Source organism: Streptomyces sp. NPDC093111 (assembly GCF_040683955.1).
Taxonomy (GTDB): domain Bacteria; phylum Actinomycetota; class Actinomycetes; order Streptomycetales; family Streptomycetaceae; genus Streptomyces.
This window is the reverse complement of the sequence record NZ_JBFBNW010000006.1, coordinates 90,144-110,891: the sequence shown is the minus strand read 5'-3', so window position 1 is coordinate 110,891 and position 20,748 is coordinate 90,144. Positions and strand designations below refer to the sequence as shown.

Genomic DNA, 20,748 nt, shown 5'->3' with positions numbered 1-20,748 from the left:
GGACCGAGCCCACCGGGGACCGGGGACACAAGGTCCCCCTCCGGCGGAAGACGAGCTCGAAGACCAGGGCCAAGGGCAAGGGACAGCGCGGCAGTCGCCCCCGCACCCCGCAAGCGCAGCGCCCGGCGCGCGAGTCGGAGCAGTCGGTGGACCAGCTCGTCCAGCAGGTCCTCCCTCACGTCCCCGCCCTGCTCGAACGAGACGGCAACCCGGCCATCACCCGAGTCCAGCTTCGGGAGATCCTCCGCCGCGAGGGACTGAAGGGTGGCCGGAACGACCGGCTGAGCCTCGTCCTGCAGGAGCTGCGGAGCATCGACACCACGACGACAAGGAGCAACGCCCGATGAGGACCTGCCACTACTTCACCACCATCCGTACGCAGTACGAGCGGGAGATCGGCTTCATGCTCGCCCACTCCAAGCGGTACGAGGGCAGTCCGGCGGCAAAGTCCAGCGCGAAGCAGGCCGCGTCGGCGAAGCAGCGGATGGCCCGGGCCCTCAGCGGCCATGTCGGGCGCTGCCCCGAGTGCGGTTGAGCCTGCAAAGCCCCAGCTCAGCGCCCCTGTCCGTCATGGGTGGCCCGGCCTCGCGCCGGGCCACCGCCCCGCTTAAGGAGGTATGCCGTGATTCCGCCTTCTCCTCGGTCATCCGAGCCCACGGTCATCGAGGCCGGTGCCTGGGCGGACGTCTTGGTCCGCCGACGGCTCGTACACGCCGCAGTCCTCGCGCCCACCGGCCAGTGGCTCGTCCAGGGCCGTCCCGGCGGCCCGGTCCGCGTCCTGGCGGGACCGGCCGACGTCGTCGCGCTGGCCGCCTCCATCCAGCTCCGCATCCGTTCCACGAGGCCCGAATCCCGATGACGTACCCGACCCAGAACGGCACCACCCCGGAACCTGCTCCCGACCACAACTCGGTCTCGGGGCGAGCAAGTTGGGGCGGAAGTAGTACTTCCGCCGAGCCCGCCCCTGAAGGGGCGGGAGAGGACCTGCACCGGGGGGCGCAGGTCCGGGGGGCTTCGACCGAGGGCGGATCGAAGCCGGAGGAGGAACGCAAGCCGAATCGTCGACCTCGTGAGCGTCCTGCTCGTCAGCGTCCGCGTCAGCCGCCCGAGAAAAAGCGCCGCCACCTGCGTACGACCCGCTTCAACGATGCCGAGTACGCTCTGATCGTTTCCGCCGCCGCCCAGTGCAACCTGACCGTCGGCGGCTTCCTCGCCCGTGCCGCGCTCGCCGCGGCCCGGGATCTCGACCGAACGAACGCCGAGATCGCCACCGAACGCGATGTCTTGACCGCGCTGTTCGACAGCCGGCGCAAGCTCGGCTGGGCCGGCAGCAACCTCAACCAGATGACGAAGGCCCTCAACGCCGGTGCCGGTGCCACCTTCCCTCAGCTGGAGGCGAGCCTCGCGGCCGTACGGCGGGCCGCCAATGCGGTGCACGCCGCCGCGACCGCCGTCCTCGAACAGCAGCAGGCATCATGATCCCGAGCGTCAACGACCCCGGCGACCGGACCATCGGCCTGCTCGCCTACCTCTACGGCCCCGGCAAGCACGAGGAACACACCGACCCGCACCTCGTCGCCTCCTTCGACGACATGTCCCCCGACCCCGGCCGCGACCCGAACGCCACCCTCAAGGACCTCCAGCAGCTCCTGGACCAGCCGGTGATGGCCCTTCCCAAGCACGCCCGTCCGGCCAAGCACGTGTGGCACACCTCCGTCCGCACCGCCCCCGGCGACCGGACGTTGTCGGACGAGGAATGGGCCGGCATCGCCCGCCGGATCGTCGCCGCCACCGGCATCGACCCCGGCGACGGACAGCCCGGCTGCCGCTGGGCCGCCGTACGGCACGCGGACGACCACATCCACATCGTCGCCACGCTCGTCCGCGAGGACGGCCGACGCCCTGACGACTTCCGTTCGGGCGCCCGCGCCCAGGCCGAAGCCCGGCTCATCGAGAAGGAACTCGGGCTCCACGAGGTCGCGCCCGGCGACGGCACGGCCGCTCAGCGGCCCACCAGCGCCGAGCGACACAAGGCCGAGCGACAGGGCCGCGAGCGCACCGCCCGCGAAGAACTGCGCGAGACCGTACGCCGTGCGGTGGCCGGCGTGAGGAGCGAGGAGGAGTTCTTCGACCGGCTCGCCGGCGCCGGCCTCCTGATCCGCAAGCGCACCGCACCCTCCGGGGACCTCCTCGGATACAAGGTCGCTCTGCCCGACGACCGGAACAAGGACGGCGAGCCGGTGTTCTACCCCGGCGCGCGCCTCGCCCCCGACCTCTCACTACCCCGCATCCGGGAGCGCTGGTCCGCCGACACCCAGAACGGCCTGGCTCCCCGGCAGGAGGATGCCGTCCGTACGGGACCGAGCACTCCAGCCGCTGCCCGCCGCAGGACAGCATCGGCAGCCTGGCAGGCCGTGCTCGTCATCGAGCACGGCGACGACGCGGTCGCCGCCGCGCACATCGCCGCGGCCGGTGAGATCCTCGACGCCCTCGCGAAGACGTCCGCCGCCCACACCCGCCGCGAACTTCGCAACGCCGCAACGGCCTTCGAACGGGCCTCTCGCTCCCACGTCCGCGCCGTACGCGGACACGACCGCGCCCTGCGCCAGGCCGCCCGCGACCTCGTCCACGGCGGCCCGGCCCTCGGCCGCGGTGAGGACGGCGCGAGCACTGCGATGGCGATCGACATGCTGTTCTTCCTGATCACCGCCGTCGCGCACTGGCACGCGAAGAAGGGTCACGCGCAGCAGGCCGCCGCCGCCGCGCGGGCCGCCGAGTACCTGCGCTCCGCCTACCAGGAGGCCGCCGCCGGCCCCCTCGGCGTGCTCTACCAGCGCGGCCGGCGCCTGAACCGGCCCCTGCTCCAGCGCCAGACGGCGGTGCTGCGCGAGGCGCTGCCCGCTCTGGCCGAGCAGATCCTCGCCGAGCCCGGCTGGTACGCCCTGGCGACCACCATCGCGGACGCCGAAGCCGCCGGCCACGACCCGGCCGCCCTCCTGTCCGGCGCGGTCGAGCGCCGCGAACTCGACACCGCGGAGTCGGTCAGCGACGTGCTGGTGTGGCGAATGCGGAGGATGGCCGACCTGCCCGCCGACGCCTCGGAGCTGCCCTCGTACGACACAACAGGCAGCCCGTCCAGGGCGCGCGGGACGGCAGCCCGCCCCTCTGCACCTGGCCGACGCCGCAGCGGGGAGGACGCCACCGGAAGGACCCGGTAGGCCCGCCGGCGAAGGGCCCGTACGGGATCGCCGCACCGCCAGGAAAAGGGACACCACCACCGTCCTGGCCTCCTCGAAGGTCACTGTGGACTTTGTGAATTGAAGCTCCCGGAGGTGTGGGGCACGATCATGACGCGAGCAGGACGAGGCAGAGGAGGACGTCAGGATGTTTCACCGGATACGCCGCCGGGCGGCGGAGCCCAGCGAGGCGCAGCGCCGGTTCTTCGAGATGTCGGCGCGGCTGCAGGACCAGGTCCCGCCGGGCATCGGGGAGCCGCCGGCCGAGCCGGAGCGCAGCGCGCCGGCCGTCGCGGTGGACGACTTCCTTCCGCCGGAACTGCGGGTGCCCAGCCACGACCAGCTCGACGGCCGCATGATGCCCTGGAAGCAGCCGCTCGTCCTCGACGGCGAGATGGTGGCCTGCGCCGAGTGCGGCGCGTACCGGGACTGGCTCGTCCTCTCCACGCACGATCAGATCTGGTTGCGCTGCCGGGCCGGCCACCAGCAGCAGGAGGCCCGCCTCGACACCGCCTGGTACAACCGGAGCGCCGGGCCGGCGGACGCGACGCACGCCACGTTCGAGGACTGCCTGCGCCACCTCGGCCACTGACCCCCACTCCTCCAACCCCACCGGGCCCGCGGGCCCGCACTGACCACCCGTTTCCAAGCACCAAGGGGTCAGCTCCGTCATGCGCGTTCGCGTCGCCACCACCGCCCTCGGCACCGCCGCCCTCCTCGCCGTGCCCGCCTGCTCCACCGGCACCAAGCCCGACACCGCCCCCTCGGCCCGTACCGGCAGGCCGACCGACGCCACCCAGAAGGTGGCCCTGCTCTCGTCGGCCGCGCTCGAGACGCGCCTGCTCGACGAGAGCGATCTCGGCAGCGGCTACCTGCGCAAGCCAGAGCGCCCCGCCCGGCACGACGACATCACCGTCGTCGGCTGCCCGGCCCTGGGCAAGCTGGGCGGCGACGCGGCGACCGGCGGCACCCTCACCTTCCCGCGCAAGGCGAAGGCCACCTTCGCCTACGCCGACAGCGTCTCCGAGCTCTCCGAGGAGCTGTACAGCGACAGCGCGAACAAGCTGTCCGACGGCATCGGCCAGATCTTCGACGCGATGACCGGCTGCCCGGACTATCAGGTCGTCGCGGGCGGTACACCGATCGACATCACCTCGCAGAAGCTGACCGCACCCGACGACCGCGGTGACGAGCAGTGGAGCCAGCTCCTGACCTTCTCGGCCGGAGGACGGAACACCGTGGTGAAGCAGACCGCGATCCGCAACGGCAGTCTGCTGCTGATCGTCTCCGGCTCGCCGGCCCTCGTCGACCTGCACCTCGACAAGGCTCTCGCGAAGGCGACGACAGCAGCCCGCTGACGACCGCGACAAACGAGGTTGACGCCCCCGACCATTCGGTCGGGGGCGTCAACCTTCTCGTGCTCTATTGCCCCTTGGCGGGCTGGGCGAAGGCGATGATCTCTTTGATACCGGGGGCGTAGCCGTCGGAGGTGTCGACGAGGAGCGTGGGCAGGTCGAGGGAGATGTCGACGAAGCCGACGGGGACGTACGTACCTGCGGCGATCTCTGCCAGGAGGCTGTGATCGGCGTGGGCCGCGCGGTGCGCGTCGTCCTCGGCGCGCTGGGTGATGCGCTGGACGATCGTTCCTGTGGGTGTCGTGCAGCGGATGACACGGATCGAGGCGATCTCGGTAAGGGGTTCCAGGCCGGGACGCCACAGGCGGTCCTGAAAAGCGGACTCCGCGACGACGGTCACGCCGGCCTTCAGGAGCACCGTGATCGTGTCGAAGAACGCGTCGCGAGCCGGGAAGTTGAGGTTATCGGTTCCGTCCGGTGACGGGACGGCGTTGAGGACCATGCCCTGCTTGATCTCATCGCGGATGACCGCCGGGCAGCCGAGGTGCTCTGCGAGGACGCGGGCGAGCGTGCTCTTACCCGTGCCGGGCGGACCGCTGATGACCAGGAGCGTGGGTCGGTTAAGCACGGCAGATCCTTCGCGAAGGTGATGGGCTAAGCGCTGGCGGGGAGTGACGCGGCGAGCCGATAGGCGATGAAGCCGGGCTCGCGGGCCAGTTTGCCGTACGTCGTCGGGTGCTCGTGGGCCATCGAGAGCGCCGGCTGGTGCTCGACGAGCCGTTCGAGGGCGAGGCCGGCGGCGGCGAAGTCGTCGAGCCATGCCTGGAGGGGCTGTCGCCAGTAGCGGTGCGTCATGCCACCCGACCAGGTCTCTTCCACGTGACCTGCTTCGAAGTAGCTGCCGCCGGCGGCGATCCAGTCGGCGGTGGGGTGGCTCGTCGAAACGATGATCCGTCCGCCGGGACGGAGAAGGCGGCGGAGCTCGGCCAGGGTGGCGACGCGGTCGTGCACGTAGTGGATGACCAGGGCCACCAGGACGATGTCGAAGGTGTTGTCATCGGCCCAGTCGAAGGGCGCGTCGAGATCGTGCTGGCGTACGGGGACGCGGTCGCCGACACGGTCGCGGGCGGCACGGACCATGTCGGCGCTCTGGTCGCAGCCCACGACGGTCGCGCCTCCGGCCAGGAGGGCGTCGAGGTAGAGGCCGGGGCCGCAGCCGGCGTCCAGGACGTGTCGGCCGTCGAGGTCGCCCAGCAGTCCGAGGACGGTGGGGCGGTCGTAGTGGGCGTTGTACGCGCTCGTGCTGGCCTCGCGGGCGAAGGTGTCTGCGAACCCGTCGTACGCGGCACCGTCAGACGAGGGCACGGATACCTCCCGGCCGTGCGGCAGAAGCCATGGGGCGAGAGGTGCCGGTGCGGCCGAGGGAGACGGCAGGGAACAGGGTGTCGAGGAGCCGGCGGCTGGGGGTTCTGCCGGCGGTATAGCCCGGGTGCAGGCCGCGGACGGCGTGCTCGTAGACGTGGGGCTGCGTGGGCAGACCGTCGGCGATGCAGGCGTCGAGACGGCTGTCGAAGGCGCGGAACCACTCGCGGTACGTCTCGTCCAGCGGTGTGGTTGCGGGCCACCGTTCGTAGATGAGAGCGCGGGCCGCGGTGAACGGGGTCGGGCTCGCTTCGTAGGCGAGGGTGACGGCTCCGGGGCGGGGCACCTGGTGGTAGACGCAGGTGACGTGGCCGAGGAGCTGGAAGCGGTAGGCGGCCGTGCGGTGGAGATCGAGCCAGAAGTTCCAGTCCTCGCAGTGGTTCATGGTCTCGTCGAACCGTACGGGAGTGGCGGCGGGGTTTCGCAGCACCACGGAGCCGGTGTGGATGAAGTTGGCGATGCTGAGGAACCCCGCGTCGAAGGCGTAGTCCTTGCGCGGCAGCCGGTCGTGGAGCTGGGGCAGGGCTTCGAGCCAGGTGGGGCTGACGAGCGCCCGCCCGTACACGGCGCTGACGTCTCCGGCTGCCAGGGCGTCCGCAGCGGCGCGCAGGTGGCCGGGCAGGAAGATGTCGTCATCGTCGAGGAACGCGACGTACTCGCCTTCGGCCAGGTCTAGGGCGCGGTTGCGGGCCCGGGACACGCCTTCGGTGGTGTCCTGGTCGATGAGCGTAATGGGCAGGGTTCCGGTCCAGCTGTCGAGGACGTGGTCGACCGGTGAGCCGCCGTCGCGTACGACGATCACTTCGAAGGCGCCGTACGTCTGCCGGGCCAGGGAACGCAGGGCCCGGTGCAGGGGGCCGGGCCGGTCCTTGGTCGGGATGATCACGCTGATCACGTGGTGCTCCTCGTCGTCGCGGTGAGGCGGCAGGTGACCCGGCTGGAGGCGAGCGCCCGGGCCGGGCGGTCACCGCTGCCGAGCAGGGCAACCGCCGCGGTGGGGATGGCGGCCATGCGGTAGAACTCGGCGCGCGAGCGCCGGGCGGTGGCGGAGGTGGTGACCTCCATGGCCCAGTCGATTCGGCCGTCGCGGGTGACCTTCAGGCCGCGTCCGGCCTGGGCGTCGCTGACGAGGACGGTGCCGTCGCTCAGCTGCTCGCACCCGCCGGCCATCTCGCAGAACAGTCCATCGGGGCCGTGCTCCCACACGATCTGACTCGTCACCGGGTCGATCTCCACGACGCGGGAGCGGCCGTGGGCGCGGCCGTTGTCGAAGACGAGCACGTTGCCGCCGGGCAGCGCGGAGGGCTGGTGCTGTCCGGAGAGCTCGCCCGGGCCCCACCACCAGCGCACCTCGTGATGGCGCAGGTCGAGGACGGCGATCAGGTCGAGGTTGCGGAAGGAGACCAGGACGTCGCCGGCGGCCCACAGCCCGTGCGGGTGGGCGTCGAGGACCTCGACGGTGTTGGTGTGGAGCACGTCGCTCGGGGAACCCGGGCGCGTACGCAGGAAGAGGGAGACGTCCCGCCCGCGTGCCCACACCTCGCCCCTGGTCAGCCGAGGCGCGAGCGCCCCGGGAACGGCCGTATGCCCGGCGGCCCGGTGCTGCTCGATGACGTCGTCGACCAGCGCCAGGAGGAGCGGCACGGTGGACAGGAGGTCGTAGAGGGAGTGGGCCGCGCGGACTTGTCCGTCGGGTCCGAGGACGGTGACGGTGTTGTCGAGCAGGACGTGTCCCTGCCCGCGGCTGGTGACGGCGCGGGGCTCCTCGGTGAGAACGTAGATCTCGCCGGAGCGTGCGAAGTCCAGGTCGTGGTGGACCGGCAGGTGGGCCTGCCAGACGAGCGTGGAGTCGGGGGCCAGCTTGATCAGGCAGTGCAGCGGCACCATGGCGTACAGGTGACCATCCGGGCCGAGTTCGACGTGGTTCCAGCCGCGGAGCCACGTCGGCGGGTTCGTCTCGGGGTCGGCCTGCCCTATGGGGCTGCTCCAGGCGTGGACGAGACGGGCCTCGGTGTCGACCACGCAAGCGAACGGCCGGGGATAGGAGGAGGACGGGGAGAACAGGAACATCTCGCCGCTCTTCGTGGGCCGCGAGGTGGAGGGCATGGGCATGATCGGAGATCTCCTGTCTGTGGCCGCGCACGCCGGCATGGGGCCTGGGCGGAGACCCGTGGCGTGCACGGGGCGACTCACTGGGGGCGCAGGGTGGCGAACTCACGGCGGACGGCGACGGCGAGCTCACGGGCGACCCGGTCGGCCACACGCTTGCCGAGCTCGGAGCTGGCGCAGGCGGCGGTGTAGACGATGCCGCTGCTGGTCGTGGTGTCGGCCGGCTGCGGGTAGACGTCGTACGCGATGCGGCGGGGCTGCTCTTCGCTGCCGTCGGCGGCCAGAAGTTCGGGCCGCGCGGCCTGCGGGCTGATGTGGAAGACGAGGCTGGACTCGACGGTGCCGGCGTGGTGGTCGTTGTGCCGGGCGACGCCCGTCTCCTCGGCGAGCGCGTTGCGGAAGTCCTCGCCCACCACGTCCCACCAGTGCACGATCATGATCCGTGCGTCGGGGGACCTGCGGGTGACCAGCCGGGCGGCCTCCTGGAGGAAGGGCCGGTTGTCGATGGCCGAGTTGACCATGATCAGGCGCCGGAAGCCGGCGTCGACGAGCGAGTCGAGGATTTCGGTGACGAGGGCCGTGAAGGTGATGCCGCTGATGGCGATCACGCCGGGGAAGGTCCCGCCGAGCCTGCTCGGGGTGGTCGGCACGCCGTAGTTGATCGACGGCGCGACCACGCCGTTGACGTCGTCGGCAAGGAGGTGGGCGAAGTGCTCGCTGATCATCGTGTCGGAGGCCAGCGGCAGATGGGGGCCGTGCGGTTCGAGCGCGCCGACGGGCACGATCACATGGCGGCCCGCCGCATGGCGGGGCAGGTCGGGAGAGGTGATCTCGCCGAGCAGCATCGAAGAGGCGTCCTTTCTTGCCGGTAGGTGGGTCAGGCGTCGGGCCAGCCGAGGCTGGGGACCTCGGTGGGGCGCAGCGGGTCGGCGATCTGGAGGTTGAGGAAGTCCTCCTTGTTGCCGCAGCCGCCGGCCGCGCCGCACGGCGCCCACGTTTCATCGCGGAGCGGGAGTTCGAAGGCGGGGTCCAGGACGCTGCCGAGGGGGGCGAGGTCCTGGGCGGAGTAGTTGGAGCAGCGGAAGACCTGGCCGTGGATGTCGATGAACACCGAGTCGTGGCCAGCGCGGCAGAGCATGCCCTGACAGGAGGACAGGCCCTTCAGCGCCGTCTCGGCCAGCGCTCGGCTGCCTCCGCACTGGGCGAGGATCGCGAGCGCGTCCGACGCCCGCAGCGCCGGCACCGCGGCCGAGGCGTCACCGGTCTGGGCGACCTCGCCGGTGGCGGCGGGGTCGTAGCCGAGGTCCACGTTGAACCGCAGCCCCGCCTGCACGGCCGCGTCCCGGGCCCGGGCGACGGCCTCGGCGTTGTCCTGGAACAGCAAGGCGTTGACGACGACGAAGCAGCCGTAGGTCTCCTGCGCGAACGAGGCCGCGGCGATGAACCGCTCCAGCTCCACCTGCCCGTCGTGCCAGGTCAGCCACAGTGATAGCCGGCCGAGGTTCGCCGTCGTCTGCAGCTTCGGCAGGCGGCGCGGCAGCAGTATCGCGTTGGACAGCAGCTCCACGTGCTCGACGCCGGGCTGCCGCGTCAGCCACGCCGCCTTGTCCAGGAAGAACGGCGAGGCGAACGGCTCGCCCAGGGACCCGAGGCGGACCTTCACCGAGAACGGGCGCGTCCCGATCCACTCGACGACCCGCTCGTACGTCGCACGGTCGGCGGGGTCGGCCCAGTCGTACCGGTTGCTCTTTGCCCAGTCGCCCACGGACACGCAGTAGGTGCAGTCGAGGTTGCACAGGCGCTGACTGGCGACGTACCAGATGCGCACGGGTTGCTGCATCGTTCCTTCTCCTAGCCGAAGGTGGCGATCGGCCGGAAGTCGCGGCCGGGGAAGTCGGGCTGCTGGTTGTGGCAGCGCCGGCACAGGAAGTCCGCCGGGGAGGCGTCGATGCCGAACACCTTCCGGCGCAGGGCGGTGGCCGGCTCGCTGGTCATGAGCTCGGCGATGGTTCCGTCGCCGATGTGGCCGAAGACCTCACGCTGGTAGTAGTCGTTGCAGCACAGGAAGAGGTGACCCGTGACGCTCACGTTGAGGTGCTGCACCGGCCATCCGCACCCGGTCAGCCGCCCGGCGGCGTAGAGGTCCTGGGCGTACTCGCCGCCGACGTCGCCGGCGCGGTCACACGTCAGGCTCGGGTACACCTCGGCTCCCAGCGCGCCGAAGCGGTCCTGGACCCCGGTCAGGTTCTTCGCCAGCCGGCCGCCGACGCCGTTGACGACGATCTGGACGGGCAGGCCGGCGATGATGGCGGCCTCGGTGTTGCGCATCGTGTGGCCGTAGCTGCGCGACCCGGTCAGCTCGCCGAACTCCGCCTCGTCGACGCTCGGCACATTCACGATCAGGTGCCGCAGAACACCGAGGCGGACCAGCTCGTCGATCTTGCCCGGTGTGAGCGCGGAGGCGTTGGAGTACAGCGCCAGCTGCAGCCCGTGCTCGGCGAGAACGCCCAGGCGATCGATGAAGTGCCTGTCCAGGGTCGGCTCGTTGAAGAACTGGAACGTCACGTAGTCGACCCGCTCAGCGGCGAGCTTCGCGACGATCTCCTCGAACAGGGCCATCGGCATGGTCTGCGGCGGCTTCGGGTCCGTCGCCACCGGGCAGAACTCGCAGCCCCAGTTGCAGTGCGCCGTCACCTCGATCTCGCCGGACCACAGCCGGTAATCGCGGCACAGGTCCTCCGGCCTCTGCAGCCAGCCCCGCGCCTCAGCCGCCGCGACCCGATCGGCCCCGAACCGCCTCCGAAGGGCGGATGCCGTCTGCGGCCTGGAGGACGCCTCCCGAAGCAGACCGCGCATCTGCACGTCGGACTGCCACACGATCGCACGATCCAGGCCCACCACCCCGAACACAGCGTCCGCGGGAGGCACGTCCCCGACCGGGTAAGCGGGGCCGGCCGAGTCCGACAGATAGACGAGCGGCGACTCCTCGCCCGGCTCGAGCGTCGAAAGGTAGGGAGAGGTCTGGAGCCACGAATTCGCCCCGGACAACTCGCGCGGAATCCCACAGGCGGTCGGTGCGTTGGCTAGCGATGTCGAGTACGAGGCAGCGGGCCCGGGCGGGCGCGGTGGAGCGTCAGGAAGCGACACGAAGGTCTCCTTCGAGGGAAGGCGAGGGAAGCCCGATCGGGACGCGCACGGCTGTCCGGCAGCGGGACCACGGCGACAGAACACCGCCTGCTTCAGCGCTGGGCGTCCAGAGGTTCGAGACTCCAACAACTGGGCTCCGAGTGCCACACGTTGACGGTAGTCCCGCAGTAGTCCCGGATCGCCGAACCGAGGGCAGTGCACCGCGGACGGTGCTTGTATAGCGCTGTGGACGAGTTCACTCACCCGCTCGCGTACGCCCGATCCCAGCGAGGGCTCACCGGTCCCGATCTAGCGCGCGAGATCCGCGCACGCGCCGCCCTCCGCGGGCTGCGCTCTGGCACCGACAAGCAGCGCGTGCGCAAGTGGGAGGTCCTGGGCGTTACCCCGGACTCCGACACCCAGTACGACATCGCCGCAATCTTCGGCGTGCCGGCCGCCGAGGTCGACCCGGCCGACTGGCCGAGGTGGCTCCACCCAACCGAGGCGGACGTGGTCCCTCTCGGCCCTTCAAGCACCGTGCCCGCTCTGCGAGAGGCCCTCAACAGCAATATGGACCGCCGCGCATTCCTGACCGTCTCAGGCACGGCCCTCACGGGCCTGGCCGCCACATGGGCCATCGCCGGCCCCGTCGCCCTCGGCCCTTCGGTCATCGACGGCAAGAGCGTCGGAGGCGAACTCGTCACCATGCTCGAACAGAGCACCAAACGCCTAAGCTCGGTGGCCACCGAGCAGCGCCAGCACCTGGCCACCCTCCTGGACGCACACCTCGCCACGGTCACGGACCTCATCGAACATGCCCGCTACGACAAGCCGACCGGCTGCCGCCTCCATGCTCTCGCCGCCTCCCTCGCCCAGACCGTCGCCTGGCACCGCTTCGACCACGGCCAGCACACTCAAGCGACGAAGCACTGGGTCGCAGCCCTCCACAGCACCCACGCCACGGGCGACCACGACATGGGCGCCGCCATGCTCGGCGACCTCGCCTACCAGGCCGCCTGGCGCAAGGACCACACCACCGCCGCAGGCATCCTCACCCACGCGCTCACCCGAACCGAACACCCCGCCGCCCAGTCTCTGCTTCACCTCCGCCTCGCCCGCACCCTTGCCGCCCAGGGCGAGAAGCGAGAAACCCTGCGGGCTCTGAACGCGGCAGAAAACCTATTGGGGGCATCGACTTCCAGGCCACTGCCCACATGGTGCTCATGGATGTCCGCCGCCGATCTCGCCGTCGACTCCGGCCAGTGCCTCCTCGACCTCGGCGACACCGCCCGCGCCCACCAGCTCATCGCCGAGGGACGAGACCTGTTGCCCGCCGCCCGCGACAAGACGAGAGGGGTCTTCCTCGCATACCAGGCCGCGAGCCACCTCAAGTCGAAGGAGCCCGAACTCGCAGCCCGAACCGCGGACGAGGCCCTCCGGCTCGCCCGCCGGATCGGGGCACCACGCTGCGAGAAGCTCGTGCAGGACCTCGTCCCCGAATTCGAACGCGTTCGCACCGCTGAAGGCGTCAACGACCTGCTGATGCTGGTATCTGCATAACCGACTCGCTCATGCCAGGACGTGACGGTGGGTGGAATGCTGCGCATGACGTCGCAGACGCGCGCCCGCCATCCACGCCCTGGCGGTCCAGGGCAACGAGCCCAGAACGCGAGAAGCTCGGCCACCCCAAATCGGGGTGACCGAGCTTCTCGCACATCAGCCGGCGGACCGGGCCAGCTTCACCACTTAGCAGGCCGGGGCACGCAGGAGGCGATCCTGAGTGCTCTCGGGCAGGACCCGACGCAGGACCGGCACGGTGGAGCTGAGAGAGGTCGCGAACGCGGCGACGAGGTCGTGCGGCACGCTTGCGCCGAAAGACGCAGCCCACAGATACCGTGCCCCGAACGCGGGCTCGGCCCATGCCTGCCATCCAGCCGGGCCGGCCTCGTCGGCCTCGGCCGTCAGGGCGCGCGGGTCGCTGTCCTGGATGAGAGGAGGTATCTCGCCCAGGCTGAGGTGCGAGGTGAAGGTCGGGTCCATCGCCCATGCGTCGGGCTGATCGATGTGGCGGAGCCAGCCGTGCGCCGTGGCGGCGTCCATGACCAGCTCGGGCCCGGCGAGGGGGACGGCGGGCTGATCGCTGGTATCGAGCGCGAGGAGGAAGTCGACGAGGACCTCGCCCGGGACATCGGGGGTGAAGTACGCGGACCATGTCGCGAGCGGGCTGTTCGTGTCCGCACGAGCCGAGACCTGCCAGGCGATCGGCAGCTCGCCAAGATGGAACGGCTCGTCCGCCAGGACCCACTGGGCCCACCGGAGGGTGTCAGGGCTGATGTGCAGGACGGTGCTGCGTACGACCTCTCGGTCCCCGTCCGGCTCCTGTCGCCCGCGGACGATCGTCAGGCTCGTCCAACCAAGGTTGGCGAGCGTGTCGGCGACGGCGTCGTAGAGACGCCCGTCGTCACCGGCCAGGTGCCGCGGACCGACCCAGTACGCAGACTGAGCGCCGTTCACGACGGAAGGATCAAGCGGGAAGTCGGGGTACAGGGGCGCCTCCAAGGGCTCGATGCGGTTCTACTTGCCGCCGGCACTACGGCGGGGGCGGCGTGGGGGTGCCTGGACGGGTTCCTGCCAGGTCAGGGCGACGGCGACCTCCGGGGGCAGGTGACCGAGTTGGGTGTTCTCGTCACGTCCCTCGGCGAGGTAGACAACGGTCTGGCCGGTCTGATCCACGGACTGCACGACCTGCGCCAGCCGGTGGGCCGTCGGGAAGAAGGGGTTCATGGCCTGGCGGACCGGGGTATCACGGTCGCAGCGGGACAGCAGGTCGGCGAGGTCGCCGACGGTCATCTCTGCGGACGTCACGAACAGCCTCCAAGGTGGAGAAAACGGCGAGCGTTGGAATCGGCTGACAGCTGACAGCGGCCGTCGGCCTCGGGAGCGGGAGGGGCTGGTGGACCGTGACGTCACACTCGACGTGAGGTCTCCAGCACGCGCGCCACGGCGGCGGCCACGATCTCGGCCGGCGTCTCGGTATCGAACGACAGGTGGTAGCCGCGCACCTTGGCCGTGCCGGTGACGGCGATCTTCCACCCCTCGCCGTTTGTGCCGGCGCGGCCAAGCGGGAACCAGCCGAGGTAGAACCGGCCGTCCTTGGAACTGACGTGCACGTCTGCGCGGTCGTCCACGATGAGGTGGAAGTCCTCCGCGGAGAACTGGTCCATGACGAGCGTGGGCTGGCCGGGACCGAGCTGCCACTCTCGGAGTCGCAGGGCCTCTACGTTCGTGGAGAATCCAGGGCTTACGGGAGCCACGGTCACGGGCAATCACCTCTCTGACCTGGGGTTTCTTGCAAGGTCGTCTACGTTGACATGCCCCTGCCCGCGTTGGCCAGTCTTTCGAGGATCTTTCCTGTCTGCCCCCGGCGAACTGTCCTTCGACGGCGAATGTGGGGTCTCAAATGCCGTGTCATTTTCTCCGGTCCAGTCTCACGCCCGTGTCATGTCGCAGGTCAGCGGCTTGCATCGAACGGGAGTCCTGAGGATTTGGACACGATCGTGAGACTGAACGGCCGGACACGGCGTGAGACACCGCGAGAAGCAGCAGGTCACAGGCTCGGGCTAGGACACGTGCCGCGAGATCCTACAGCGAACCGCGGGGGCTCCCGTTGGCTCATGACTGATGGCTGATCGGCCACGGAACGCCAGTCGGGCACCCTCGAACCACGCCTGAGCTTTCCACCGGTGCCGGCGGCCGAGCCGCCAGAGCCGTGCCTGACACAGGACTTGGACGACGGTGGGGATGTCAGCGGCGAGCTCTAGGATCCCGGCATGGTTTCCCCGGAGAGCATCGAGCGAATCATGACGCGGATCGAACTCGAGGGGGACGGTGAGTTCTGCGGCTGTGGAGCGTGGGCGGCCCGCCTGGTACGGGGCCGCGAGTGCCAAGGGTGCTACCGGATGCGCCGCTGTATCGAGAGGTACGGGATCACCATCCCTAAGTACAACGCTATCTGGCGCGCGCAGAATTTCCGGTGCGCCCTCTGCGGGAACAATGAGGAGCCCTGCGACGGCGGCATCCCTCACGTTGAACCACGCCCCTGGCAAATCGATCACGACCATCACTGCTGCGGCATCAAGGGTTCCAGCAACCGGTGCTGCGTTCGCGGGATCCTTTGCCTCACGTGCAACCTGAATGAGCTGGCACCATATGAGCGCAAGCGCCGTCGCGGCGCTGGCTTCCCGATCCCAGTCATCGACGCCTACCTAGCCAACCCGCCGGCGCGCCGCCCGGAAGCCCGTGTCATCCGCGGCCGCGACGACGCCTACCTGCCGACATCTTGGGCCTTCCTGCACGATGAGCAGGTGGTCAAGCACGGGCATGTGAGGTGGTGAGCCCTCCTCCGTTGGAGCCCCACCGCCCCGCGGGGCTGTGGGGAACCATCCCTCGCCGGATGCCCCTCGGGGCGCGTTCCGATGCCCGGTCGGCTAGTTCCGCTCTGCTGCGGGCGGCTTCCTGTGCCTACCCCGCCCCTTGCCCATCGCGGGCCGATCCCACTCGGCAGGCTTCTCCTGGACGGGCGGCGGCGGGTACAGCACGGCCTTCGCGGCGGCCAGGTTCTCGACGATGCCGACCACCTTCCACTCCGTGCCGGTCCACTCCTCGATCGCTCTCGGCGCGTCGGGCTCGACGTGGGCTCCGCGGTGCGGGCCGTCTCCGAGGGGCACGGCGCGCAGCTTGCCCCTCGAGTCGGCCTGCCGCTCGGCGCGTCGGCGCGCCCACTCCTCCAGCGGTTCGTCGTCCTGCATGTGGGCATGGTGGCCGAGATGCTGGCCGGTCCGCCACCTGGTCACCCGCGGGGATGAATGAGCGAGGTGGGCAGGGCGGGAGCGACAAATGGATTGTCGACAGCCGGTTTTCGGCTCACGCCCCGCCCCTAGCAGTTGCCGGGCAGGATGGGGGCATGTCTGAGACTCCGGCCAGGAAGGCCGTCGACCCGAGCGCGTACGCCCTCGACATGGAGATGAGCCTGCTGCTCCCCTCCTCTGCGCCGCCCCCCTGGGCTGCTGCGGTCCACGAGGCAGCCCGCCACCTCGTGGATCTTCCGTGGGGAGCCGGTGGCCGGGCCGCCGTCGACCTGGCCACGCTGTCCCTGCTCCTGTTCGCCCGCACGTACACCTGCGACCGCGCCCCCAAGGACGTGCCCGTCACCGAACTGCGCGAGGCACTGGACGGTCCAACAGACCGAGAACCGCGCATCATCGACGAGATCGACCAGGCGCTGTCCGAGACCGGGCAGGGCTACGACCGCGCTGCCGGGCGGGGCACGCCGCTGTGGGATCTCTTCAACACCGCCCGGAACCAGTACGCGGGCCGGCTCGGGGCGAGCGCACTGGCCGACGACATCGAGCCCCCCGCTCCCGGCCCGTCGCCCATGCGGGGCGCGGCCGGGCGCCTTGCCCAGTTCTTCGCCGACACGTCGGTCCCGCCCGGCGAGGGGGCGGTCGCGCCGGAGGTCGAGTCCGGCCCCCTCGTCATCGAGTCGGACCGGATCCAGCTCGTAACCGCGGGCAGCATCATGCCGCTGCGCTGTCCTCGGAACCACGACGCACGCACGGTGCGGGTCGACGGCCCTGACGTGTCCACGGAGTGCGGTCAGGGGCATATCTCCGGGCACTGGTCTCTGGACGCTGCGCGGGTGCGGATGGCGGTGGCCCGGGCGACGGGCGACCGGCCCTCCGTACAGGGGAAGCGCGCGCTCAAGGAGCTGCTGATCGTCTCGACCGACCTGCCCCGCCACAGTGACCCGCAGCAGGACAACGCGTTCCTGCGGGCCGCGAGGCACCCGGTCGTCGGGCGGGACGACGTCTTGGAGCAGATTCACGGTCTGATCGACGACCGTCGCTGACCACAATCGAAGCTGTCGGCGTACGGCAGCGGTACCAGCGAATTGCTCGGCATGAGGGCCGGTCGACAGGGCCTGGTCGGCGGGGCGTCCGGTGTCAGCGGTACTCCCAGACGTTGTTGGTCGCGGCGCGGGTGAGGTCGAGCACCACCGCGAGGCCGTGATGGTCAGAAGCTCCGGCTGGGGAGTCCAGCAGCTGGTAGTCGGTGATCGCGTCGCGCAACGGCGCCGACGCCCACAGCTGGTCGATGCGTTCCTCGGCGCACGTGCGGCGGAGCAGCGATTCGTCGCTGGTCCGCTCGTACAGCTCCCAGGCCGCGTCGACGAACCCGGTGTACGACAGCGTCTCGGCAACCCGGCGTTCCGGCGTGATCCGGCCGCCGGACTCGGACGGGAGCCTCGTACGGGCGGACCTGTTGTACGGGCGCATCTCGGCGTAGTCCGGCGCCGGGTGCTTCGGGTCCGCGGGCGGGTAGTTGATGTCGCCGGCGACGATCCCGTACGGCCCGTACCGCAGGGCCCGGGTCGCCAGCAGCTTGGCCTCGTGCCGGGCCCGGTCCGGGACGAACGGGTCCAGGTGAGCGCTGATGACGGTGAGCGGAGCGGGGAGGCCCACGTCGAAGACGGCGACTCCGAAGCCGTGCAGGGTCTGGTCGGCGAAGTCGGTGTTCCAGTGGGTCCAGCGGCCGAGCGTCTCGCGGCGGTAGAGGAGCGTCGGCACGATGCCCGAGCTGGACGGCGGGAGCGGCAGCGGGTCCATGTCCAGGTCGTACGCGGCCCGAGCGAGCTGCCGGTGCCCGAACTCCCCCCAGCCCAGGGCCTCCTGCAGGAAAACCAGGTCCGGACGCCCGATGCTCAGGATCCGCTCGGCCAGAGCCGGCCACCGGTCCTCCGGATCACCGTTGCCGTTACGCAGCCCTCCGAGCCACAAGTTCTGAACGACAGCCCGCAGTTCCATCAGCCCCCCTGATCACCAGCAGCAAGAACGCGGCGCGACCCTACCCAGCGCGCCCAGGCAGTACGCGTCTCAGGCTCGATCCATGCCAGGCTGTTGTCGGGACAAGTCCGATGATTCGATCTAGGTCCGATTGCGAACGTTCGGGTGACACCTCGGCGCGTCGCCACAGGGGTCAGAGCCCGCTCCCGGTCGGTGTGATCGGATTCGGAGTCGTGGGCCCGGCGGGGTCCCTGCCCTGTGCTCGACCCGACATCGAGCACGCCGTGGAGAAGCCAACTCGGCCGGCACCGCTGCGTGGTCCGCATGTTCCTCGTGGCTCTCCGCCGCGCGTGCTGTGTCGGGACGGCTCCGCGGTGTTGAGGAGCTTCGAGTTATGAAGGCAACCGCCGTCGAACGTCGCGCCGAAGTGCTGCGCCTGTACACCGGGATGTCCTGGCAGTCCGCCCGGCGCCGGGTCGAGGCCGCCACGCCCGGCTCCTTGCTGATCCCGCAGCCGGACGCCGACCAGATGCTGCTGGAGGCCCGGGTGATGGCCGCACTGGCCTGGCGCCGAATCGCGACTGTGCACCCATGGGGCATCGAATGCGTCGACCCGCGCTCCGACCGCCTCCTGATCCGATTCGAGGCCGACCTGGCCGAGCGACGCGACCCGGGGGAGTCCCAGGCCCTGGACCTGGCCGAGGCGCTACTGCCGCGCGCCGACGAGTACGGCGACGTCAAGGGAGTTCCGGGGGCCCGTACCCACATCGAGGACGGTCAGGTGGTGTTGCGCGTGCCGGACACGTCCGCCTCCGTCACGCTGCTCGGTCTGGACCCAGACGAGTGGCTGCGCGCGGTCGACGTCCAGGACCGGCGGCTGGGCGCCTACGGCATGACGCTCTGCCACCGCGACCAGACCGCCCGGTGGCACCCGGCCGAGCGTCCCTACCGGCGGTCGGGCCGCCGGGGCACCGCGGCGTCGGCCTGGCTGACCAGCGGGCTACTGCGCCGTGTCGGCCTGATCCGCACCCTGGGTGCGCCGCTGGCCGTGACCGGCTGGCTCGGCCACCACGAACGCGACGGCGGCGAACGCTGGATCATCGACCCCACGTTCGCGGAAGGTTCCGGTGCCACCGGCCACCGGCGGCTGATGGCACTACTCGCGGCGCCCGGCTGGGGCTTGCCCCTCGCCTCCGTGGACGAACACTGCTCCTGCCATCTGCCGCCCGGCTACAGCGACCAGTGCACCACCGCCGCCGCCGGCCTGGCCGAGCGGCGCGGAGTGCTGGAGGTTCGCGCCATCCAGCGCCGCGGCGACCGCCTGAAGCGGATCCAGGAGTACCGCCCGGCGACCTTCGCTGCCCAGCAGCAGCTTGCCCTCTCCGTACCAGCCTGGGTCGACCGCTGGCTCGAGCGCAGTGGATCCCCCGCCGCGAAGGCACCCGTACCGGCATAAGGACGGAACCGGGCAGCACGTGGCGCTGCGTACGGCGGCACGCGGTGGAGCCAGCGTGACACGGCAGCAGACGAGAGCAGGCCCCTGGAATGACGTTCCAGGGGCCTGCTGTTGGGGGTGATCTCCGGCTAGATCTCGCTGGTGTCGTCCGGCTCCGGCTCGGCCACCACACGACGGCGGGTGACGACCAGAGCGACGGCGCCGGCGACGACGAGGAGGCCGGCACCTCCGGCGATCCACGAGGTGGTGTCCGCGCCCGTGTGGGCGAGGGAACCTGTCGGGGTGGCCGACGTGGAGTCGCCGTTCGGGGCTGCGGTTGCGGTGGACGACGAGGTGGCGGGCGCGACCGTGGCCGCAGTGGGTGAGGAGCCGGTGCCCGACGTGCTGGAGTCCGTCGACATGGGCTTCGGAGCGCCGGTCGGGTTGCTGCTCGGCTTGGTCGTAGGCGTGGACGGGGTGCCGGTGGGCCGGTGCGTCGGCTTGTCCGAGGGCGTGGGCTTCGGATCGGTCGCAGTCTTGGCGTTGGTGACGGTCACGGTCACCGGGGCGCCGGGGCCGGCGGTGAACGTCTTCGACGGCTTGTAGAGGTCGTAGCCGGCGGGGGCCTTGATCTGCTTGACCCAGAACTCCGTCGTCCGGGCCGACACCGGCAGCTCCCCGGAAGCCGTGCCCCCGGCGCCGGTGGTGAGGGTCAGGAGCGTCGAGTCGCTGGTGCCGATGTTCACGGTCGCGCCGGGCAGGAGCTTCCCAGTCTTGTCGTCCTTGGCCTGCAGGAGGACCTTGGCGGCCTTGAACGGGTCGGTGATCGTCAGCCGGGTGGTCGCGCCCGGCGTGACGATGACGTCCTGGTCGGCCACGACGTCGTGGAGCGGGCTGCCGGAGGCCGTCTCCTTGAGCCGGTAGACGCCCGGCGCGAGGTCGGGGAAGGTGAGCTTCCCCTGGCCGTCCGTCTTGCCGCCCCCGACCTCCTGGCCGGCGGGGTCGAGCAGCAGGAACGCAGCGCCGGAGAGCACGTCCCCGGCGGGGTCTTTCTTGGTGATCTCGACGCTGCCCGCCTCGGGGGTCGGTGTCTCGGCGCGGGCGGCCGTCGCTGAGGGAGTCGGTTCGGGGGACGGGGCGGCGACGGCGGCAGCGGGCGTGGCGAGCACGGCTGCGGTGGTCAGGGCGAGCGCGGGCAGGATCTGGTGGTGCTTCATGGCGGG

General features: G+C 70.7%; 23 protein-coding genes and 1 pseudogene. 11 read left to right on the top strand and 13 right to left on the bottom strand.

Annotated features, from left to right (window positions below):
• From AB0Q96_RS11985 to AB0Q96_RS11955, 7 genes and pseudogenes are all read left to right on the top strand, one after another.
• Positions 1-347, top strand: a pseudogene (locus tag AB0Q96_RS11985) (hypothetical protein); the annotation flags it as partial.
• Positions 344-535, top strand: a complete 192-nt coding sequence (locus AB0Q96_RS11980) for a hypothetical protein (RefSeq protein WP_071273764.1) — start codon at positions 344-346, stop codon at positions 533-535. The pseudogene AB0Q96_RS11985 and the gene AB0Q96_RS11980, both read left to right, overlap by 4 nt.
• Positions 536-622: 87 nt before the next feature.
• Complete coding sequence (locus tag AB0Q96_RS11975) at positions 623-859, top strand: hypothetical protein (protein ID WP_365324268.1); 237 nt, start codon at positions 623-625, stop codon at positions 857-859.
• Positions 856-1,479: a hypothetical protein gene (locus AB0Q96_RS11970; RefSeq protein WP_365324266.1), complete on the top strand. Its 624-nt coding sequence runs from the start codon at positions 856-858 to the stop codon at positions 1,477-1,479. The genes AB0Q96_RS11975 and AB0Q96_RS11970 overlap by 4 nt, the downstream gene beginning before the upstream one ends.
• A complete protein-coding gene (locus tag AB0Q96_RS11965; protein ID WP_365324264.1) occupies positions 1,476-3,218 on the top strand; it encodes a mobilization protein in 1,743 nt (580 codons plus the stop codon). The genes AB0Q96_RS11970 and AB0Q96_RS11965 overlap by 4 nt, the downstream gene beginning before the upstream one ends.
• A gap of 166 nt (positions 3,219-3,384) precedes the next feature.
• Positions 3,385-3,828, top strand: coding sequence for a hypothetical protein (locus tag AB0Q96_RS11960; protein WP_365324262.1), 444 nt, complete (start codon positions 3,385-3,387; stop codon positions 3,826-3,828).
• Between the two features lie 79 nt (positions 3,829-3,907).
• A complete protein-coding gene (locus tag AB0Q96_RS11955; protein WP_365324259.1) occupies positions 3,908-4,594 on the top strand; it encodes a hypothetical protein in 687 nt (228 codons plus the stop codon).
• Positions 4,595-4,658: 64 nt separating this feature from the next.
• Here the strand turns inward: AB0Q96_RS11955 and AB0Q96_RS11950 are convergent, their stop codons facing one another.
• The 7 genes from AB0Q96_RS11950 to AB0Q96_RS11920 all read right to left on the bottom strand — a co-directional run bounded on the left by AB0Q96_RS11950 (position 4,659) and on the right by AB0Q96_RS11920 (position 11,269).
• Positions 4,659-5,219, bottom strand: a complete 561-nt coding sequence (locus tag AB0Q96_RS11950; RefSeq protein WP_365324257.1) for an ATP-binding protein — start codon at positions 5,217-5,219, stop codon at positions 4,659-4,661.
• 26 nt (positions 5,220-5,245) lie between these two features.
• On the bottom strand, positions 5,246-5,956 hold the full coding sequence (locus AB0Q96_RS11945; protein WP_365324255.1) for a class I SAM-dependent methyltransferase: 711 nt from the start codon (positions 5,954-5,956) through the stop codon (positions 5,246-5,248).
• Positions 5,943-6,908: a glycosyltransferase family A protein gene (locus AB0Q96_RS11940; protein WP_365324253.1), complete on the bottom strand. Its 966-nt coding sequence runs from the start codon at positions 6,906-6,908 to the stop codon at positions 5,943-5,945. Before AB0Q96_RS11940 ends, AB0Q96_RS11945 begins: the two co-directional genes overlap by 14 nt.
• Positions 6,905-8,125 carry an arylsulfotransferase family protein gene (locus AB0Q96_RS11935; RefSeq protein WP_365324251.1) on the bottom strand — a complete coding sequence of 407 codons (1,221 nt, stop codon included), beginning with the start codon at positions 8,123-8,125 and terminating at the stop codon, positions 6,905-6,907. The genes AB0Q96_RS11940 and AB0Q96_RS11935 overlap by 4 nt, the downstream gene beginning before the upstream one ends.
• A 77-nt stretch (positions 8,126-8,202) precedes the next feature.
• Positions 8,203-8,967 carry a creatininase family protein gene (locus tag AB0Q96_RS11930; protein ID WP_365324249.1) on the bottom strand — a complete coding sequence of 255 codons (765 nt, stop codon included), beginning with the start codon at positions 8,965-8,967 and terminating at the stop codon, positions 8,203-8,205.
• A 32-nt stretch (positions 8,968-8,999) separates the two neighbouring features.
• Positions 9,000-9,962: a hypothetical protein gene (locus AB0Q96_RS11925; RefSeq protein ID WP_365324247.1), complete on the bottom strand. Its 963-nt coding sequence runs from the start codon at positions 9,960-9,962 to the stop codon at positions 9,000-9,002.
• Positions 9,963-9,973: 11 nt separating this feature from the next.
• On the bottom strand, positions 9,974-11,269 hold the full coding sequence (locus AB0Q96_RS11920) for a radical SAM/SPASM domain-containing protein (protein WP_365324245.1): 1,296 nt from the start codon (positions 11,267-11,269) through the stop codon (positions 9,974-9,976).
• Positions 11,270-11,494: 225 nt separating this feature from the next.
• Between AB0Q96_RS11920 and AB0Q96_RS11915 the strand changes: the two genes are divergently transcribed.
• The gene (locus AB0Q96_RS11915; protein ID WP_365324243.1) at positions 11,495-12,808 is read left to right on the top strand and encodes an XRE family transcriptional regulator; all 1,314 of its coding nucleotides are present in this window, start codon (positions 11,495-11,497) and stop codon (positions 12,806-12,808) included.
• A gap of 186 nt (positions 12,809-12,994) precedes the next feature.
• Here AB0Q96_RS11915 and AB0Q96_RS11910 read toward each other — a convergent pair whose 3' ends face one another.
• The 3 genes from AB0Q96_RS11910 to AB0Q96_RS11900 all read right to left on the bottom strand — a co-directional run bounded on the left by AB0Q96_RS11910 (position 12,995) and on the right by AB0Q96_RS11900 (position 14,568).
• The gene (locus AB0Q96_RS11910; RefSeq protein WP_365324241.1) at positions 12,995-13,807 is read right to left on the bottom strand and encodes a DUF317 domain-containing protein; all 813 of its coding nucleotides are present in this window, start codon (positions 13,805-13,807) and stop codon (positions 12,995-12,997) included.
• Between the two features lie 15 nt (positions 13,808-13,822).
• Positions 13,823-14,113, bottom strand: coding sequence for a hypothetical protein (locus AB0Q96_RS11905; protein ID WP_365324239.1), 291 nt, complete (start codon positions 14,111-14,113; stop codon positions 13,823-13,825).
• A 101-nt stretch (positions 14,114-14,214) separates the two neighbouring features.
• Positions 14,215-14,568 carry a DUF317 domain-containing protein gene (locus AB0Q96_RS11900; protein WP_365324236.1) on the bottom strand — a complete coding sequence of 118 codons (354 nt, stop codon included), beginning with the start codon at positions 14,566-14,568 and terminating at the stop codon, positions 14,215-14,217.
• 510 nt (positions 14,569-15,078) lie between these two features.
• Between AB0Q96_RS11900 and AB0Q96_RS11895 the strand changes: the two genes are divergently transcribed.
• Positions 15,079-15,642 carry an endonuclease domain-containing protein gene (locus AB0Q96_RS11895; protein WP_365324234.1) on the top strand — a complete coding sequence of 188 codons (564 nt, stop codon included), beginning with the start codon at positions 15,079-15,081 and terminating at the stop codon, positions 15,640-15,642.
• Between the two features lie 93 nt (positions 15,643-15,735).
• Here the strand turns inward: AB0Q96_RS11895 and AB0Q96_RS11890 are convergent, their stop codons facing one another.
• A complete protein-coding gene (locus AB0Q96_RS11890) occupies positions 15,736-16,056 on the bottom strand; it encodes a DUF6087 family protein (RefSeq protein WP_365324232.1) in 321 nt (106 codons plus the stop codon).
• Positions 16,057-16,211: 155 nt separating this feature from the next.
• Here AB0Q96_RS11890 and AB0Q96_RS11885 point away from each other — a divergent pair, with 155 nt between their 5' ends.
• Positions 16,212-17,156: a hypothetical protein gene (locus tag AB0Q96_RS11885; protein ID WP_365324230.1), complete on the top strand. Its 945-nt coding sequence runs from the start codon at positions 16,212-16,214 to the stop codon at positions 17,154-17,156.
• 94 nt (positions 17,157-17,250) lie between these two features.
• Here the strand turns inward: AB0Q96_RS11885 and AB0Q96_RS11880 are convergent, their stop codons facing one another.
• A complete protein-coding gene (locus AB0Q96_RS11880; RefSeq protein ID WP_365324228.1) occupies positions 17,251-18,111 on the bottom strand; it encodes an endonuclease/exonuclease/phosphatase family protein in 861 nt (286 codons plus the stop codon).
• Positions 18,112-18,484: 373 nt separating this feature from the next.
• Here AB0Q96_RS11880 and AB0Q96_RS11875 point away from each other — a divergent pair, with 373 nt between their 5' ends.
• On the top strand, positions 18,485-19,546 hold the full coding sequence (locus AB0Q96_RS11875) for a hypothetical protein (RefSeq protein WP_365324226.1): 1,062 nt from the start codon (positions 18,485-18,487) through the stop codon (positions 19,544-19,546).
• Positions 19,547-19,674: 128 nt separating this feature from the next.
• Here AB0Q96_RS11875 and AB0Q96_RS11870 read toward each other — a convergent pair whose 3' ends face one another.
• Positions 19,675-20,742, bottom strand: coding sequence for a SpaA isopeptide-forming pilin-related protein (locus AB0Q96_RS11870; protein WP_365324224.1), 1,068 nt, complete (start codon positions 20,740-20,742; stop codon positions 19,675-19,677).
• Positions 20,743-20,748 lie beyond the last annotated feature (6 nt).

Coding starts and splice junctions, on each gene's coding strand:
- AB0Q96_RS11980 (WP_071273764.1), top strand. CDS start 344: ATGAGGACCTGCCACTACTTCACCACCATCCGTACGCAGTACGAGCGG.
- AB0Q96_RS11970 (WP_365324266.1), top strand. CDS start 856: ATGACGTACCCGACCCAGAACGGCACCACCCCGGAACCTGCTCCCGAC.
- AB0Q96_RS11965 (WP_365324264.1), top strand. CDS start 1,476: ATGATCCCGAGCGTCAACGACCCCGGCGACCGGACCATCGGCCTGCTC.
- AB0Q96_RS11960 (WP_365324262.1), top strand. CDS start 3,385: ATGTTTCACCGGATACGCCGCCGGGCGGCGGAGCCCAGCGAGGCGCAG.
- AB0Q96_RS11955 (WP_365324259.1), top strand. CDS start 3,908: ATGCGCGTTCGCGTCGCCACCACCGCCCTCGGCACCGCCGCCCTCCTC.
- AB0Q96_RS11935 (WP_365324251.1), bottom strand. CDS start 8,125: ATGCCCATGCCCTCCACCTCGCGGCCCACGAAGAGCGGCGAGATGTTC.
- AB0Q96_RS11930 (WP_365324249.1), bottom strand. CDS start 8,967: ATGCTGCTCGGCGAGATCACCTCTCCCGACCTGCCCCGCCATGCGGCG.
- AB0Q96_RS11925 (WP_365324247.1), bottom strand. CDS start 9,962: ATGCAGCAACCCGTGCGCATCTGGTACGTCGCCAGTCAGCGCCTGTGC.
- AB0Q96_RS11895 (WP_365324234.1), top strand. CDS start 15,079: ATGGTTTCCCCGGAGAGCATCGAGCGAATCATGACGCGGATCGAACTC.
- AB0Q96_RS11890 (WP_365324232.1), bottom strand. CDS start 16,056: ATGCAGGACGACGAACCGCTGGAGGAGTGGGCGCGCCGACGCGCCGAG.
- AB0Q96_RS11885 (WP_365324230.1), top strand. CDS start 16,212: ATGTCTGAGACTCCGGCCAGGAAGGCCGTCGACCCGAGCGCGTACGCC.
- AB0Q96_RS11880 (WP_365324228.1), bottom strand. CDS start 18,111: ATGGAACTGCGGGCTGTCGTTCAGAACTTGTGGCTCGGAGGGCTGCGT.
- AB0Q96_RS11875 (WP_365324226.1), top strand. CDS start 18,485: ATGAAGGCAACCGCCGTCGAACGTCGCGCCGAAGTGCTGCGCCTGTAC.
- AB0Q96_RS11870 (WP_365324224.1), bottom strand. CDS start 20,742: ATGAAGCACCACCAGATCCTGCCCGCGCTCGCCCTGACCACCGCAGCC.